General features: G+C 67.7%; 19 protein-coding genes. 7 read left to right on the top strand and 12 right to left on the bottom strand.

Features of this window, described 5'->3' with window-relative positions; all coding sequences use genetic code 11:
• Nucleotides 1-2: 2 nt before the first annotated feature.
• Nucleotides 3-431, top strand: coding sequence for a tellurite resistance TerB family protein (locus tag EOD73_RS03270; protein ID WP_127680814.1), 429 nt, complete (start codon nt 3-5; stop codon nt 429-431).
• On the opposite strand, the gene EOD73_RS03265 is transcribed toward EOD73_RS03270, so the two are convergent.
• Entirely contained in the window at nt 432-1,178 is a 747-nt protein-coding gene (locus EOD73_RS03265; protein ID WP_127680812.1) for a LytR/AlgR family response regulator transcription factor, read from the bottom strand.
• Nucleotides 1,175-2,293: a sensor histidine kinase gene (locus EOD73_RS03260; RefSeq protein ID WP_127680810.1), complete on the bottom strand. Its 1,119-nt coding sequence runs from the start codon at nt 2,291-2,293 to the stop codon at nt 1,175-1,177. The genes EOD73_RS03265 and EOD73_RS03260 overlap by 4 nt, the downstream gene beginning before the upstream one ends.
• 130 nt (nt 2,294-2,423) lie before the next feature.
• Between EOD73_RS03260 and EOD73_RS03255 the strand changes: the two genes are divergently transcribed.
• Together EOD73_RS03255 and EOD73_RS03250 are read left to right on the top strand one after the other, a co-directional pair.
• Complete coding sequence (locus EOD73_RS03255) at nt 2,424-3,812, top strand: phosphomannomutase/phosphoglucomutase (protein ID WP_127680808.1); 1,389 nt, start codon at nt 2,424-2,426, stop codon at nt 3,810-3,812.
• 2 nt (nt 3,813-3,814) lie between these two features.
• Nucleotides 3,815-5,110 (top strand): 3-deoxy-D-manno-octulosonic acid transferase, encoded by a 1,296-nt coding sequence (locus EOD73_RS03250; protein ID WP_310733053.1) that lies wholly within the window; start codon nt 3,815-3,817, stop codon nt 5,108-5,110.
• On the opposite strand, the gene EOD73_RS03245 is transcribed toward EOD73_RS03250, so the two are convergent.
• The 3 genes from EOD73_RS03245 to EOD73_RS03235 all read right to left on the bottom strand — a co-directional run bounded on the left by EOD73_RS03245 (nt 5,082) and on the right by EOD73_RS03235 (nt 6,318).
• Nucleotides 5,082-5,393: an energy transducer TonB gene (locus tag EOD73_RS03245; protein WP_127680806.1), complete on the bottom strand. Its 312-nt coding sequence runs from the start codon at nt 5,391-5,393 to the stop codon at nt 5,082-5,084. The two genes, EOD73_RS03250 and EOD73_RS03245, sit on opposite strands and share 29 nt — an antisense overlap.
• Nucleotides 5,394-5,548: 155 nt before the next feature.
• Nucleotides 5,549-5,761, bottom strand: a complete 213-nt coding sequence (locus EOD73_RS03240; RefSeq protein ID WP_127680804.1) for an anti-sigma factor family protein — start codon at nt 5,759-5,761, stop codon at nt 5,549-5,551.
• Nucleotides 5,758-6,318, bottom strand: a complete 561-nt coding sequence (locus tag EOD73_RS03235; protein ID WP_127680802.1) for a sigma-70 family RNA polymerase sigma factor — start codon at nt 6,316-6,318, stop codon at nt 5,758-5,760. The genes EOD73_RS03240 and EOD73_RS03235 overlap by 4 nt, the downstream gene beginning before the upstream one ends.
• Nucleotides 6,319-6,412: 94 nt before the next feature.
• On the opposite strand from EOD73_RS03235, the gene EOD73_RS03230 reads away from it, so the two are divergent.
• From EOD73_RS03230 to EOD73_RS03215, 4 genes are read left to right on the top strand one after another with little or no spacing between them, the layout of a single operon-like run.
• Entirely contained in the window at nt 6,413-6,694 is a 282-nt protein-coding gene (locus EOD73_RS03230; RefSeq protein WP_127680800.1) for a BufA1 family periplasmic bufferin-type metallophore, read from the top strand.
• The gene (locus EOD73_RS03225; protein ID WP_127680798.1) at nt 6,694-7,533 is read left to right on the top strand and encodes an MbnB/TglH/ChrH family RiPP precursor modification enzyme; all 840 of its coding nucleotides are present in this window, start codon (nt 6,694-6,696) and stop codon (nt 7,531-7,533) included. Before EOD73_RS03230 ends, EOD73_RS03225 begins: the two co-directional genes overlap by 1 nt.
• A complete protein-coding gene (locus EOD73_RS03220; protein ID WP_127680797.1) occupies nt 7,530-8,279 on the top strand; it encodes an HvfC/BufC N-terminal domain-containing protein in 750 nt (249 codons plus the stop codon). The genes EOD73_RS03225 and EOD73_RS03220 overlap by 4 nt, the downstream gene beginning before the upstream one ends.
• Before the next feature lie 49 nt (nt 8,280-8,328).
• On the top strand, nt 8,329-8,829 hold the full coding sequence (locus EOD73_RS03215) for a DoxX family protein (RefSeq protein WP_240660576.1): 501 nt from the start codon (nt 8,329-8,331) through the stop codon (nt 8,827-8,829).
• Here the strand turns inward: EOD73_RS03215 and tolA are convergent.
• Genes tolA through ribBA form a run of 7 tightly spaced genes read right to left on the bottom strand, consistent with a single transcriptional unit; the run spans nt 8,813 to nt 13,305 of the window.
• Entirely contained in the window at nt 8,813-9,712 is a 900-nt protein-coding gene (gene tolA / locus EOD73_RS03210; RefSeq protein ID WP_240660575.1) for a cell envelope integrity protein TolA, read from the bottom strand. The two genes, EOD73_RS03215 and tolA, sit on opposite strands and share 17 nt — an antisense overlap.
• A gap of 4 nt (nt 9,713-9,716) precedes the next feature.
• Nucleotides 9,717-10,145 (bottom strand): protein TolR, encoded by a 429-nt coding sequence (gene tolR / locus EOD73_RS03205; RefSeq protein WP_127680795.1) that lies wholly within the window; start codon nt 10,143-10,145, stop codon nt 9,717-9,719.
• Nucleotide 10,146: 1 nt separating this feature from the next.
• The gene (tolQ, locus tag EOD73_RS03200; protein ID WP_127680793.1) at nt 10,147-10,833 is read right to left on the bottom strand and encodes a protein TolQ; all 687 of its coding nucleotides are present in this window, start codon (nt 10,831-10,833) and stop codon (nt 10,147-10,149) included.
• A 7-nt stretch (nt 10,834-10,840) separates the two neighbouring features.
• Nucleotides 10,841-11,263, bottom strand: a complete 423-nt coding sequence (ybgC, locus tag EOD73_RS03195) for a tol-pal system-associated acyl-CoA thioesterase (protein WP_127680791.1) — start codon at nt 11,261-11,263, stop codon at nt 10,841-10,843.
• On the bottom strand, nt 11,260-11,733 hold the full coding sequence (gene nusB / locus EOD73_RS03190) for a transcription antitermination factor NusB (protein WP_127680789.1): 474 nt from the start codon (nt 11,731-11,733) through the stop codon (nt 11,260-11,262). The genes ybgC and nusB overlap by 4 nt, the downstream gene beginning before the upstream one ends.
• Nucleotides 11,730-12,200 carry a 6,7-dimethyl-8-ribityllumazine synthase gene (gene ribH, locus EOD73_RS03185; RefSeq protein ID WP_127680787.1) on the bottom strand — a complete coding sequence of 157 codons (471 nt, stop codon included), beginning with the start codon at nt 12,198-12,200 and terminating at the stop codon, nt 11,730-11,732. The genes nusB and ribH overlap by 4 nt, the downstream gene beginning before the upstream one ends.
• Nucleotides 12,187-13,305 (bottom strand): bifunctional 3,4-dihydroxy-2-butanone-4-phosphate synthase/GTP cyclohydrolase II, encoded by a 1,119-nt coding sequence (gene ribBA / locus EOD73_RS03180; protein ID WP_127680785.1) that lies wholly within the window; start codon nt 13,303-13,305, stop codon nt 12,187-12,189. Before ribBA ends, ribH begins: the two co-directional genes overlap by 14 nt.
• Nucleotides 13,306-13,312: the final 7 nt, after the last annotated feature.

The raw sequence follows: 13,312 nt of genomic DNA, 5'->3' as shown, positions 1-13,312 counted from the left end.
CGGTGCGTACCTACCCCAAGAACAGCCCCGAAGCCGCCGCCCGGCTCGTGGCCTTGACCCTGATCGCCGATGGCGTGGCCCATGCACGCGAGGTCGAGGCCTGGCAATCCACCCGCATGGCCCGGGCCTTGGGCCTGCCCACCGACCGAGCGCAGGCGCTGCTGCAGCAGCTGTGCGAGGACCTGTTGGCGAGCGAGAACCGCCAGTGGGGCCGCGCCTGCCACCTGGACGACAGCACGCTCGACAGCGTGCTGGACGAGGTGGACGACCCTCTCCTGCGCGAGCGGGTGCTTCAGGCGGCCATCGAGGTGGCGGAGGCCGACGGACACCTCAGCGACAGCGAATCCCGCCTGCTGGCGCGGGCTGCGCAGCGTTGGGGGGTGCACCCGGTGGTGCTGATGCCGGGGACCCCCTTGGCGAGGGCCGCGTGATCACATGGCCTTGAAGCGCGCCACGTAGGCCCGGCTGACTGGCAATTCGCGGCCCATCCCTTTGAAGCGCACGAACAGGCGCGACGCCTCGTCGCGCCTTGTGCCGGCAAGGTGCGCCAGGTTGACGATGGTGGCGCGGTGCACCTGCCAAAACTGGTCGGGGTCGAGTTGGGCCACGAGTTCGGCGATGGGCGTGCGAATCAAGTGTTCGGTGCCGTCGGCCATTTGCACCACGGTGTACTTCTCGTCGGCGTGGAAGTACACGACCTGCTGCACGTCCACTTGGTGCATGAGGTCGCCGCTGCTGGCGCGGATGAAGCGCAGGGCTTGGGCCGGGCGCGCCGGCGCGAGCGCCGCCACGGCTTGGGGCAAAGCGTCGGTTTCGCTGCCGAGTTGCGCTTTGAGCCGCTCCACGGTCTTTTGCAATCGCTCCAGCTTCAAGGGCTTGAGCAGGTAATCGACCGCCGCCGCTTCGAAGGCAGGCAGGGCGTACTCGTCGTACGCGGTGACGAAGACCACGCGCGTCGGGCCTTCGATGCCTTGCGCCACCTCAAGCCCGGTGAGGCCGGGCATTTGGATGTCGAGGAAGGCGAACTCGGGCTGTTCGGTGGCGATGCGTTCCGCCGCTTCGAGCCCGTTGCGTGCCGGAGGCAGCAGCGTCAGTTCGGGCCAGGCTTGGCCGAGCAGGGTTTGCAGGTGGCGAACGAGATGGGGCTCGTCGTCGGCGATCAGGGCGCGCAGGGTCATGGCGTCAAGGGCAGTTCAAGGAGGGCGCGCGTGCCCTTGGGCTGCGCGGGTTCGAGGTGAAGTCGGGCGCGAGAGCCATAACGACGGCTCAGGCGCTCGCGGATGTTCTGCGTGGCCACGCCGTTGCCCTTGCGGTTTCTCGGCGCGTCCAGGCCCAGGCCGTCGTCGGTCACGGTGATGCGCAGCACGCCATCTTGCACGCGGGCATGGACCTCAACGTGACCGGGCTCTACCTGGCATTCCAGCCCATGGTGGATGGCGTTTTCCACCAGCGGTTGCAGCAGCAGCGGTGGCAGGCTCACGGCGCGCGCCGCCTCGTCGGCGTCGATGCCGAAGCTGAGGCGCTCGCACATGCGCAGTTGCATCAGCTTGAGGTAGTGGCCCACGAGGGCCAACTCTTGGTCGAGCGTCACCGATTCGGCACGCATGGTGGTCAGGCTGGCGCGCAAGTGGTCGGTGAAGGCGTCCAGCAGCTCGCCGGCCTCCTTGGGGTCGCAGTCGATCAGGCTGCGCACGTTGGCCAGGGTGTTGAACAGGAAGTGCGGTTCGATCTGGGCCTGCAGCAGGCGCAGTTCGGCTTCCTTGGTTTGGCGCTTGAGCTGCTCTTCGTGCCATTCCTGCCAGGCCCAGAGCCCCCAGATCACGCTGAAGAACACCGACCCCGTCACCACGGACCACCAACTGCGCTCGGGAGTCCAGTCCAGTCGCTCCATCCCCGGCAGGCCCCCCAGAAGGACGTAGGCCAAGCTCAGGCCCGCGGCCACGCAGGCCATCGACGTGACGGCGAAGAAGGCACTGACGCCCACGCCGGGCTCGCCGTTTGTCCAGTCGATGAAGCGTTGCGGCGCGAGTCGCTCGATCAAGGAGAACACGATGTGGAACACCGCACCGATGACCAGCGTGGTGCCCAAGAACGGCGGGGCCTGTTCCAACCACCAAGCCGTGGAGGCGCCGCGCTTCGCCGCAAAGCCGGCCAGCGTCAGCATGCCGATTCCCCAGGCCATGGCGACGAGGAAGGTCATGACCCACATGGACCACGCCGGCACGTCACGGTGCTTGCGCAGCTTGAAAAAGTCCTTGCGGGCTCGCCGCAGGGTGGCAATGAATTCCGTCATGCTGGCAGTCTAGGCAGCGGACAGGGCCCCTCGGGACCAACCTCGACGAATCGACAGCCGGGGCGCTGAAACGCCAAGAAACCCCCCCTTCCTACAATCCCGCCCCTTCCGATCCCATTCCTTCACCACCATGCAAGTTGACGCCTCCATCTTCAAGGCCTACGACATCCGCGGCATCGTCGGCAAGACGCTGAACGAATCCGTGGCCGAGCACATCGGCCGCGCCTTTGGTACCGAGGCCAAGGCCTTGGGTCAGAAGGCGGTGATCGTGGGCCGCGACGGGCGCCTGAGCGGTCCGGCCATGGTGGCGGCCCTCACCAAGGGCCTGCGCGCCACGGGCATCGACGTGGTCGACATCGGCATGGTCACCACGCCCATGACCTACTACGTGGCCGCCACGCGCGGCCAGCACGGCGCCAACAACTGCATCATGGTCACCGGCAGCCACAACCCGAAGGACTACAACGGGTTCAAGATGGTGCTGAACGGCGCCGCCGTGTTCGGCGAACAGATCCAAGGCCTGCTGCGCCGCATCCAGGCCGAGGACTACGCCAAGGGCAAGGGCCGCCTGGGCAAGATGGACATCCAGGCCGAGTACCTGGCCCGCATCGTCAGCGACTGCAAGCTGGCCCGCCCGATGAAGGTCGTGGTCGACAGCGGCAACGGCATCCCCGGCGCGTCGGCACCGGCCATCTTGCGCGCGCTGGGCTGCGAGGTGATCGACATCTACTCCAAGGTGGACGGCGACTTCCCAAACCACCACCCGGACCCCAGCAAGCTGGAAAACCTCGAAGACCTGAAGAAGATCGTCCACGCCACCGACGCGGAACTGGGCTTGGCCTTCGACGGCGACGGCGATCGGCTGGGCATCGTGACCAAGGACGGCAAGGTCATCATGCCAGACCGTCAACTGATGGTGCTGGTCAAGGACATCCTGTCGCGCAACAAGGGCGCGCAGATCATTTACGACGTCAAGTGCACGCAGCGCCTGGCGCCGTGGATCAAAAAGCACGGCGGCCGCCCGCTGATGTGGAAGACCGGTCACTCGCTGGCCAAGGCCAAGCTGAAGGAAACCGGCGCGCCCATTGCGGGCGAACTGTCGGGCCACATCTTCTTCAACGAGCGCTGGTACGGCTTCGACGATGCCATGTACACGGCGGCCCGCATGCTGGAGATCCTGAGCCGTGAAAAGGACCCGAGCAAGCTGCTCAACGGCCTGCCCGACAGCGTGAACACGCCCGAGCTGAACGTGCCCTGCGCCGAGGGCGAGCACCACGCCGTGGTGGCCAAGCTGCTGGAGCTGGCCCAGTTCCCGAACGCCAAGGAAGTGGTCACCATCGACGGCCTGCGCGTGGAGTACGCCGACGGTTTCGGCCTCGTTCGCGCCTCCAACACCACGCCGGTGCTGGTGCTGCGCTTCGAGGGCCACACCCAAGAGGCGCTGGACCGCATCCAAGACGAAGTGCTGACGCAGCTCAAGCGCGTCAAGCCCGACATCACCTTCCAAGCCGGGCACTGACCGTGCGCGAGCGCCTGGCGCTGGCGCTGTGGGGCTGGGCCATGCGCCTGGCCACCCCGCTGCTCCTGGCGCGATGGTGGTGGCGCGGTCGGCAAGAGCCGGGCTACCGCGATGCGATGCCCGAGCGATTGGGGCGCTATCGCGTTCCGGCAAGCGCCGGCTGGCTCTGGCTGCACGCCGTGAGCCTGGGCGAGACCCGGGCCGCGGCGCCGCTGGTGGCGGCCTTGCGTGCGCAGGCGCCTCACCTCCACCTGCTGCTGACTCACACCACCGCCACGGGGCGCGAGGCCGGCCGCGAGTTGCTGCAGGAGGGCGATGCCCAGGTGTGGCTGCCGCTGGACACCCCCGGCGCGGTTCGCCGCTTCCTGCGGCATTGGCAGCCGCGCTTGGGCGTGCTGATGGAGACCGAGGTCTGGCCGAGTTTGCAGGCCGCCGCGGCCGAGGCGCAGCTGCCCATCGTGTTGGCCAATGCCCGGCTCAGCGAGCGGAGCTTGCGCCGAGGGCAGCGCTTGGCGCCCCTGCTTCGGCCGGCCGCGCAACGCATCCACGTGGCCTTGGCCCAAACCGAGGGCGACGCCGAGCGCCTGCGTCGGATGGGCGTCGCCCAGGCGCAGGCCGTGGGCAACCTGAAGTTCGACCTCAGTCCGGCCCCCGAGGTGCTGGCCCAGGGCCGGGCTTGGAAGGCCGCCTGCCAACGGCCCGTGCTGATGCTGGCCGTGAGTCGCGAGGGCGAAGAAGCGGCCCTGCTGACGGCCTTGGACGCCCTGAGCCTGCCTGCTGGCCCATGGCCCTGGCACGTGCTGGTCGTGCCCCGCCACCCGCAGCGCTTCGACGAGGTGGCCCGCTTGCTGGCCGCCACGGGCCGTCCCTGGAGCCGGCGCTCAAGCTGGCGCGACGGGCCGGACCGGTCGGCCGAGTTGTGGTTGGGGGACAGCCTGCGGGAGATGCCGCTGTACTACGGCCTGGCCGACCTCGCGTTGCTAGGGGGCAGCTTCGAGCCTTTGGGTGGCCAAAACCTCATCGAGGCCGCCGCTTGCGGCTGTCCCTTGCTGATGGGGCCGCACACCTTCAACTTTGCCCAAGCCGCCGAGTTGGCCGAGGCGGCGGGCGCTGCGACGCGGGTGAGCGATTTGGGGGCTGCCGTGCGAGAGGCCCAGGCCTTGCTTCAAAACAACAAAGCCCGCGACGCCATGGCGGCCGCGGGCTTGGGCTTTGCGAATGACCACCGAGGGGCCGCCCAACGCATGGCGGCCGTCCTGGTGGCGCTGTTCACTCGTCGTTGCGAAACACGAGCTTGATTTCGAAGGTCTCGTCCTTGCCGCCGGTGTCGAAACGCCACTCCATCAGCGCGGCGATGGTGGCCTTGTCGAACACGCGTTTGGGGTTGGCGTCCACGATTTCGACGTTGGTCACCTTGCCGTCGGCCCCGATGGTCAGTTTGGCCTTCACCTCGCCGCTGCTGATGTTTTTGCGAACGGCTTCCGGCGGGAACTCGGGCGGGATCTTCTTGATGACCTTGGGACTGGCAAAGGCGCTCAGCGACAGGCCCAGGGCGAGCGCAAAGACGAATGGTCGAATCATGGCGGGGTCCTCCTTGACAGGGCGGCAAGCGCTTGGGGTGATGCCGGCAGGGCCGGCTTCGATGGCGGCATGCTAGCCGTTTGCGGCAGCCACTTGGCCTGTCAAACGCGCAATAGCGCACGCGCGCGACTCAGAGGATTCCCGAGTGCGGCGCGTCATTCGTCCAGGTCGCGCTCGCTGTATTGCCGCCATCGCTGCGTGGCGGCGCTCATCAACTGCATCTGCCCATTGAAGCGGCGGCAGCCGTCGCACAGCCGCAAGTGCCAAGCCAAAGCCCAGCGATCGAGCCAGCCCAAGGGCTCGGCCTGCAGGCGCACCATCAAGGCCGATGCTTGTCGGCAGCTGCGCATGCCCCAGGCGCGTTTCATGCGCTTCTCCCGCTGAACCATCGAACCTCCAGGCACTCGCGCAGCTTGAGCCGGGCGCGGTGCAGCATGACCCACAGGTTGGTCGGCGTGATGGTCAATTGCTTACAGATTTCGTCGGTCTCCAATTCCAACCACTCGCGCATCATGAAGAGGCGTCCCTGTTGACCCGGGAGGTTCTCCACGCAGGCTTCCAGCACCCGAAAGAACTCAACCTGGTGCAGGCTTTGCTCCGGGTTGCCCCAGTCTTGGGGGGCGTTACGCCAGTGGCCGTCCTGGCCAAACAGCTGGTCTTCCAAGCCTTCGTCCTCGTCTTCGGGCGAGCTGGTCGACATCTCCTTGGTCTGCCGGCGGATCTGGTCCACCAATTTGTGCTTCAAGATGCCGATCAGCCAGCTCTTGAGCTGGCTGCGGCCGCCGAACGACTGGGGCTTTTCCAAGGCCGCCAACAGGGTCTCGCTGACGGCGTCTTCGGCCCACGTGGGATTGCGCAGCTGCAGCAAGGCAAACTTCAGCAACTGCGGGCGCAGCCGTTCGAGTTCCGGGGCCAGGTCGGTCATGGGGCGGACGCAAAAGAATTGCGCGGCAGTGTAAGGATCGGCCTTCCGTGGCCGACAGGCAGGCGTCCCATTCACCAACCTCGAAGGAGTTTTCATGGATCAGCAACGTCGCGTTCTGGCCGCCGTCTCGGCCGCCCTGGCCCTCGGCCTCTCGGTCTCTCCGGCTTTGGCCCAAGACAAGGCCAAAGAGAAGTGCTACGGCATCGCCAAAGCCGGTCAAAACGACTGCGCCAACCTGTCGGGCACGCACTCCTGCGCCGGTCAGTCGACGGTCGACAACGCCCCTGACGAGTGGAAGTACGTGCCCAAGGGACAGTGCTCCGCGATGAAGGGCCTGTCGGCCGACGAGGCCAAGGCCAAGATCAAGAAGAAGTGATGCACTGCGGCATCGGCTGGCGCCACCCCCATTACCGCGAGGTGCTGGAGCGCCGGCCGGTGCTGCCCTTCTTGGAGGTGCACTCCGAGAATTTTTTTGGTGACGGCGGTGCGGCCTTGGCCACGCTGATGGCCGCGCGGGAGCACTACCCGATCAGCCTGCATGGTGTGGGCTTGGGTTTGGGGTCGGCCGCTGGGTTGGACCCTTGGCACCTGGATCGCTTGGCGGGCCTCGTGGCGCGCACGGAGCCGGTTCGTGTCTCCGACCACGCGTGCTTCGCCCGGGCCGGGGTGCCCGGCTTGCATGGGCTTGACCTGCTGCCCATCCCTTTCGACGACGCCAGCCTGCTTCGCCTGTCTCAACACGTTCAGCAGGTGCAAGACCGGCTTGGGCGGCCCATTTTGGTCGAGAACCTCAGCGCCTACCTGGCCTGGGAGCAAGACACGCTGGCCGAGCCGGAGTTCTTCAATGCCTTGACGGCGCAGACCGGCTGCCAATTGCTGCTGGACCTGAACAACCTCATCGTGAATGCCAAGAATCGGGCCGACGCCGACCCCTTGGCCAGCGCCTGTGCCTGGGTGGATGCCCTGCGGCCGGGCTCGGTGGGGCAATTGCATTTGGCGGGCCACGCCGACGTGCGTGGCATGGCGATCGACGACCACGGCAGCCCCGTTCGCGACGAGGTTTGGGCCTTGCATCGGCACAGCCTGCGCAAGCTGGGGGCCGTTCCAGCCCTGCTGGAGTGGGACACCGAGGTGCCGGCCTTGGAGGTGCTGCTGGCGCAGGCGTCCGAGGCCGACGCCCAAGCTCAGTCTTGGGCTGCCGAGGCCGCCGCATGAGCCAACAGGCCGCGCTGCTGCACGCCATCTGGGGGCCGCGCCCCGTGGGCGACAGCCCAGGGCTGCGGGCTTTGCCGGGTGTGCCGGTGGCCGAAGGCTTGCGCGTGTACCGCGAGAACGCCAAGGCCTTGGCCGTCCGGGCCCTGGGCGCTGCGTACCCGCGGGTGCTGGCGTGGCTGGGGTCCGAGGACTTTGCGGGCTTGGCCTGGAACTTTGCGCGGACCCATCCGCCCACCTGCGGCGATGCGGCCGCCTGGGGCGAGCCACTGGCCGAGCACTTGGCCGCCATGCCGGGCCTGCCGGCCTTGGGGGCGGATTTGGCGCGCCTGGACTGGGCTCTGCATCGGCTAGGCACCCTTCAGGACCCGGAGCCGGCCGACGCGGGGCTTTGGCAGGTGCTTCAGGCCGAGCCGCCCGAGCACGTTCGGCTGCAACTCAGCCCGGGCCTGGCGTATTGGCACCTGCCCACCTTGGAGGACGACTCGTCCTGGCTCCAGGCGCAGGAGGGCGGCGCTGCGCTGGCGGGGCTGCCCAGCCCTCACGTGGTGGTGTGGCGGGCCGGTTGGCAGCCCTGCTGGACGACGACGAGCGCAGACGGAGCGGCGTGGCTGGCGGCCGTGTTGTCGGGTGCCAGCCTGGCCGACGCCTTGGAGACCGTCTTGGCCCAGCACCCCCGTTTTGATTTGGGCGCGTGGTTGGCCGAGGCTTGGCAGCGGCAGTGGCTGCTGGGGGCTCGTTCGCTGTAAGGCCGGAGGGTCCAGGCGCGACAGCGATTCATTTTTCAGGAGCCATTTCATGCCCCCCATGCTGCACACCTTGTTTCGATTGGCCACGGACGCTGGCAATGGCCCCAGCATGCAAGCGCAGGTGCCTGCGCGATGGGCTTTGGCGGTGGGCGCCGTGCAATCTGTGTTGATGCTGGGCGCGCGTTGGGTGGTGGCGCAGGCCTTCTTCTTGTCCGGCCTGACCAAGGTGCGCGACTGGGACTCGACCTTGGCGCTGTTCCAAGACGAGTACGCCGTCCCCCTGTTGGACCCCCACGTGGCGGCGGTGCTGGGCACCGGGGGGGAGCTCTTGCTGCCGGCCTTGCTGCTGCTGGGGTTGGGCGGGCGCTTCGCCGCGGCGGGCTTGTTCGTGCTCAATGGCGTGGCGGTGTTGAGCCTCAGCGAGGTCGCCCCAGCCGCTTTGGCCCAGCACCAGTTGTGGGGGGCCTTGCTCTTGGGGATCTGGTTTTGGGGGCCGGGGCGCTTGAGCCTGGACGCGCTCTGGCCGCGCCGACTCACTCGTTCGGCCTGATCCCGATCACCATTTCCTTCGGCACGGTGCCGTCGGTGTCCAAGGGCAGCTTGGCCGTGGCCAGCACGGCGCGCACGGCCCATTCGTCCCACTCTGCGTTGCCACTCCCGCGCCGCACGGTGGCCGAGAAGATCGTGCCATCCGGCCCCAGGCGGACCAACACGTCGGTCACCAGTTCACGAGGGAAGTCCTTAGGGGGGCGGATGTTCGGTCGCACCCGGGCCATCACCCGACCGGCGTAGCTGGCGCTCGGCCCGCTGCTTTGCAGGGCGGTGCCCGTGGCCTGGGCACCGCCGCTGGCGCCCGCCATGCCTTGGATGCGGCGCAGTTGCTCTTGCCGCAACTGCTCGCGCTTCGCCTCGGCCAACTGCTGGTCGCGCTGGGCTTGGCGCTGCTTGTCGAGGCGGTCCTTCTCAGCCTTGTCCTTGGCCAGCTTGGCCTCTTCGGCGCGCTGTTTCTCGGCCTTGAGCTTGTCGGCTTTGGCTTTGTCGGCCTTCAGCTTCTCTTGCCGTTCTTTCTCCAGCCGCAGGCGTTCCTTTTCGCGCTCCTTGCGCTCGCGCTCGCGTTCGAGGCGAATGTCGGCGTCGCGTTGCGCCGCGCTGGGGTCTTCCACCGGCGTCGGCGCTGGACGCGTTTGGACTTCGGGTTCTGGGGGCGGCGGAGGCGGCTCGACCGCGCGGGGCGCGGCGGCCTGGGGCACGGCCGACCACAACTCGGCTTCGAACGCGGGCTCGTGGTTGGTGGTGCGCCAATCCAGCCCAAATTTGAGGGCCACGAGCAGCAGGGCATGGGCGCCCAGGGCCAAGCCGATGCCTCGGCCCAGGCCGGGATCGTGCTGCGGGCGCCAGGGCAGGGTCTGCATCGCCGTCAAGGAATGGGTCAAGCGCTCAGCCGGGTTTGCCTTGGCGCACGGCCAGGCCCACCCGGGCCACACCGGCCTGCTGCAGCTTGTCCATGACTTGCACCACCGACTCGTACTTCACTTGGCGGTCGGCCTGGATCACGACTGGCGTCGTGCTGCTGTTGCCCTGCGCGGACTTCACCACCTCGGCCACGCGGGCCAGGGTCACGTCCTGGGGCTCCCCGTTGTCGCGCTTGAACTGCAAGCTGCCGTCTTGCTTGACGATGACCTGCAGCACGCTCTCCGGCTGTTGCTTGCTTTTGCCCACGCTGGGCAGGTCCACCACGCCGGTGGTGATGAGCGGAGCGCTGACCATGAAGATGATCAGCAGCACCAGCATCACGTCGATGAACGGGACCATGTTGATCTCGTTGATCGTGCGGCGGCGGCCGCCGCGGCCCACGACGCCTGGCATCTCAGGCCCCCTGCGCCGGCTGGCTGGCGTTGCGTTGCAGGATGTTGGAGAACTCCTCGATGAAGGTCTCCAAGGTGATGGCGCTGCGGTCGATTTGGCGGGCAAATCGGTTGTAGGCAATCACCGCCGGGATGGCGGCAAACAGGCCGATGGCCGTGGCGACCAGGGCCTCGGCGATGCCCGGCGCCACGGTGGCCAGCGTGACCTGCGTGAGGTTCGAAAGGCCGACGAAGGCGTGCATGATCCCCCACACGGTGCCAAAGAGGCCCACGTACGGCGACACCGAGCCCACGGAGGCCAAGAACGACAGGTTGCTTTCCAGCGCGTCCACTTCGCGCTGGTAGCTGGCGCGCATTGCGCGGCGGGCGCCGTCCAGCATGGCGCCGGTGTCGGTGACGCGGCGCTCGCGCAGCTTCAAGAACTCGCGCATGCCAGCGGCAAAGATGCGGGCCAGCGGTGCTTCCGGCACCTTGTTGCTCACGCCTTGGTACAGCTCGTTGAGGTTGCGGCCGCTCCAAAAATCTTGCTCGAAGGCGTCGTTGGCCTTGCGAACTTTGGCCAGGCCAAAGAGCTTGCTGAAGATCACGCTCCAACTGGCCACGGACACGATGAGCAGCGCGGCCATCACCAGTTGAACGATGAGACTGGCCTGGGCGACCAGGGCGAAGATGGACAGGTCTTGGTTCATGGGCGGTTCAGCGGGCGAGTGGGGCTGAGGTCAGGCGTTGCAAAAGGGCAGGATCCAGGCGCTGGGGCTTGAAGTTCGCGGCGTCCACGCAGGCCACGCGAACGCGGGCGCGCAGCAACTCGGTGTCGCCTCGCCAGATGCTTTGGACGAAGGTGAGGCTGGCGCTGCGGGCGTCGGCCGCGCCCACGCGCACCTCCAGCAGGTCGTCCAGTCGGGCGGGCTTGAGGTAGCTGGCATCCACGTGATGCACCACGAACACAAGGCCACTGCGGTGACGCTCGACCTCTTGGTTCATGCCGAGGGTCCGCAGCCAATCGGAGCGGGCGCGCTCCAAAAACCTCAGGTAGTTGGCGTAGTACACAACGCCGCCGGCATCGGTGTCTTCCCAGTAGACGCGGACCGGCAGGCGGTAGGCGACCGGGTCGCTCACGTCCGCGCCGGGCGGGGGGCGTTGCGAGCGGCCTCGACCTCGACCCGGCGCAGTTGCGCGGCCACGCGGTCCAGCACGCCGTTCACGTACTTGTGCCCGTCGGTGCCACCGAAGGTCTTGGCCAGCTCCACGCCTTCATTGATGACGACCTTGTAGGGCACGTCGATGCAGTGCTGCAGTTCGAATGCGCCCAGCATCAAGATGGCGTGTTCGATGGGCGACAGCTCTTTGGTCGGGCGGTCGACGTGGGCGGCCAGCACGCCGTCCAGCACCGCGGCCTCGCGGATGCAGCCGTGCAGCAGCAAGTCCAAGTGGCCTTGGTCGCACTTGGCGTAGCCCGGCTGCTCGCGCAGGTGGGCGTCGATGGAGCCGGCGTCGTCACCGCCAAGCAGCCACTGGTACAGGCCCTGCAAGGCGACTTGGCGGGATTGGCGGCGCGCGGAGCGGTTGGAGGTGCGGGGGGCGTTCAAGAGGGCGTCTCCGTGCGCAGGAACTTCAGCAGTTGGGCCATTTCGACGGCCACTTGGGCACCATCGCGGCCTTTGTCGATGCGGGCCCAAGCTTGGGCCTCGTTTTCGACGGTGAGGATGACATTGGCGATGGGCAATTCGGCATCCAAGCCGACGCGCGTCACGCCAGCTCCGCTTTCGTTGGCCACCAATTCGAAGTGGTAGGTCTCGCCGCGGATGATGCAGCCCAGGGCGACGAGGGCATGCACGCCGCCGCGCTTGGCCAAGGCCTGCAACGCCAGTGGCACTTCCAGGGCGCCACCCACCTCGACCCGCGCCACCACGGACGCGCCAAGACGGGCCAGTTCGGCTTCGCAGGCCTCTTGCAACGCGCGGGTGATGCCGTCGTTGAAGCGGGCGCGCACGATGCCCACGCGCAGGCCGCGGCCGTCCAGGCCGGCGACGCTGCCGAGTTCAGCGCCCTGCATGCTTGGCTCCTGCCTGTTCGAAGGGACGGAACCCTGTCACCTCGAGGTTGTAGCCCACCATGCTGGGCATGCGCCGGGGGCTGCCCAGCAGCTCCATGCGCTGCACGCCCAGGTGCCTCAGGATTTGCGCGCCCACGCCATAGGTGCGCAGGTCCATGTTGCCGGTGCGCGGGGCACCGCGGCTCTCGCCAGCGAAACGGGCCGGCAGGTCGGTTGCGGCATCGCCCACGTTCAGCAGCACCGCGACACCTGCCGGTGCGGCCGCCAAGGCGGCCAGGGCCTCGTCCAAGCCCCAGCTGTGGCCGCAGGCGTTGGCGTCAAGCAGGTCGAACACCGACAGGGGCTCATGCACCCGGACCAAGACCGTGTCGCTGGCGTTCCAGCTGCCACGGCGCAAGGCCAGGTGCTGGGCGCCGGTGCGGTCGGCAAACAGCGTGGCCTCGAAGTCGCCATGGCGGGTGCTCATGGTTCGTTCGCCGCGCACCTCGATCAGCGTTTCGTTGCGGCTGCGGTACTCGATCAGGTCGGCGATGGTGCCGATCTTCAGGCCGTGCTCGGCGGCAAACTTCTCCAGGTCCGGCAAGCGGGCCATGGTGCCGTCGTCGTTCATGATCTCGCAGATCACCCCGGCGGGGCTGCAGCCGGCCATGCGCGCCAAGTCGCACCCAGCTTCGGTGTGGCCAGCGCGCATGAGCACACCACCGTCTTGGGCTTGCAAGGGAAAGATGTGCCCGGGCTGCACCAAATCGCTCGCTTGCGCGTCGCGGGCCACGGCCGCTTGCACCGTGCGTGCGCGGTCGGCGGCACTGATGCCGGTGGTGACCCCGGTGGCGGCTTCGATGGACACGGTGAACGCCGTGCCGTGTTGCGTGCCATTGCGCACGGCCATGGGCGGCAGTTGCAGGCGCTCGCAGCGTTCGCGGGTCAAGGTCAAGCAGATCAAGCCACGGCCGTACCGGGCCATGAAGTTGATCGCTTCGGGCGTGACGTGATCGGCCGCCAGGACCAGGTCGCCCTCGTTCTCGCGGTCTTCGTCGTCAATCAGCACGACCATTCGGCCAGCGGCCAGGTCGGCCACCAATTCGGGCACGGGGGACATCGGCATAGGGGCG

The organism is Inhella crocodyli (assembly GCF_004004565.1).
In the GTDB taxonomy this organism is placed as follows: Bacteria; Pseudomonadota; Gammaproteobacteria; order Burkholderiales; family Burkholderiaceae_C; genus Inhella; species Inhella crocodyli.
This window is presented reverse-complemented; position numbering and strand designations above follow the sequence as displayed.

What these genes read in the sequence shown, in the direction of transcription:
- EOD73_RS03255 (WP_127680808.1), top strand. Translation starts at nt 2,424, where the DNA reads ATGCAAGTTGACGCCTCCATCTTCAAGGCCTACGACATCCGCGGCATC.
- EOD73_RS03230 (WP_127680800.1), top strand. Translation starts at nt 6,413, where the DNA reads ATGGATCAGCAACGTCGCGTTCTGGCCGCCGTCTCGGCCGCCCTGGCC.
- EOD73_RS03235 (WP_127680802.1), bottom strand. Translation starts at nt 6,318, where the DNA reads ATGACCGACCTGGCCCCGGAACTCGAACGGCTGCGCCCGCAGTTGCTG.
- EOD73_RS03265 (WP_127680812.1), bottom strand. Translation starts at nt 1,178, where the DNA reads ATGACCCTGCGCGCCCTGATCGCCGACGACGAGCCCCATCTCGTTCGC.
- ribH (WP_127680787.1), bottom strand. Translation starts at nt 12,200, where the DNA reads ATGCAGGGCGCTGAACTCGGCAGCGTCGCCGGCCTGGACGGCCGCGGC.
- EOD73_RS03240 (WP_127680804.1), bottom strand. Translation starts at nt 5,761, where the DNA reads ATGAAACGCGCCTGGGGCATGCGCAGCTGCCGACAAGCATCGGCCTTG.
- tolR (WP_127680795.1), bottom strand. Translation starts at nt 10,145, where the DNA reads ATGCCAGGCGTCGTGGGCCGCGGCGGCCGCCGCCGCACGATCAACGAG.
- tolQ (WP_127680793.1), bottom strand. Translation starts at nt 10,833, where the DNA reads ATGAACCAAGACCTGTCCATCTTCGCCCTGGTCGCCCAGGCCAGTCTC.
- EOD73_RS03245 (WP_127680806.1), bottom strand. Translation starts at nt 5,393, where the DNA reads ATGATTCGACCATTCGTCTTTGCGCTCGCCCTGGGCCTGTCGCTGAGC.
- EOD73_RS03225 (WP_127680798.1), top strand. Translation starts at nt 6,694, where the DNA reads ATGCACTGCGGCATCGGCTGGCGCCACCCCCATTACCGCGAGGTGCTG.
- EOD73_RS03220 (WP_127680797.1), top strand. Translation starts at nt 7,530, where the DNA reads ATGAGCCAACAGGCCGCGCTGCTGCACGCCATCTGGGGGCCGCGCCCC.
- ribBA (WP_127680785.1), bottom strand. Translation starts at nt 13,305, where the DNA reads ATGCCGATGTCCCCCGTGCCCGAATTGGTGGCCGACCTGGCCGCTGGC.
- EOD73_RS03215 (WP_240660576.1), top strand. Translation starts at nt 8,329, where the DNA reads ATGCCCCCCATGCTGCACACCTTGTTTCGATTGGCCACGGACGCTGGC.
- EOD73_RS03260 (WP_127680810.1), bottom strand. Translation starts at nt 2,293, where the DNA reads ATGACGGAATTCATTGCCACCCTGCGGCGAGCCCGCAAGGACTTTTTC.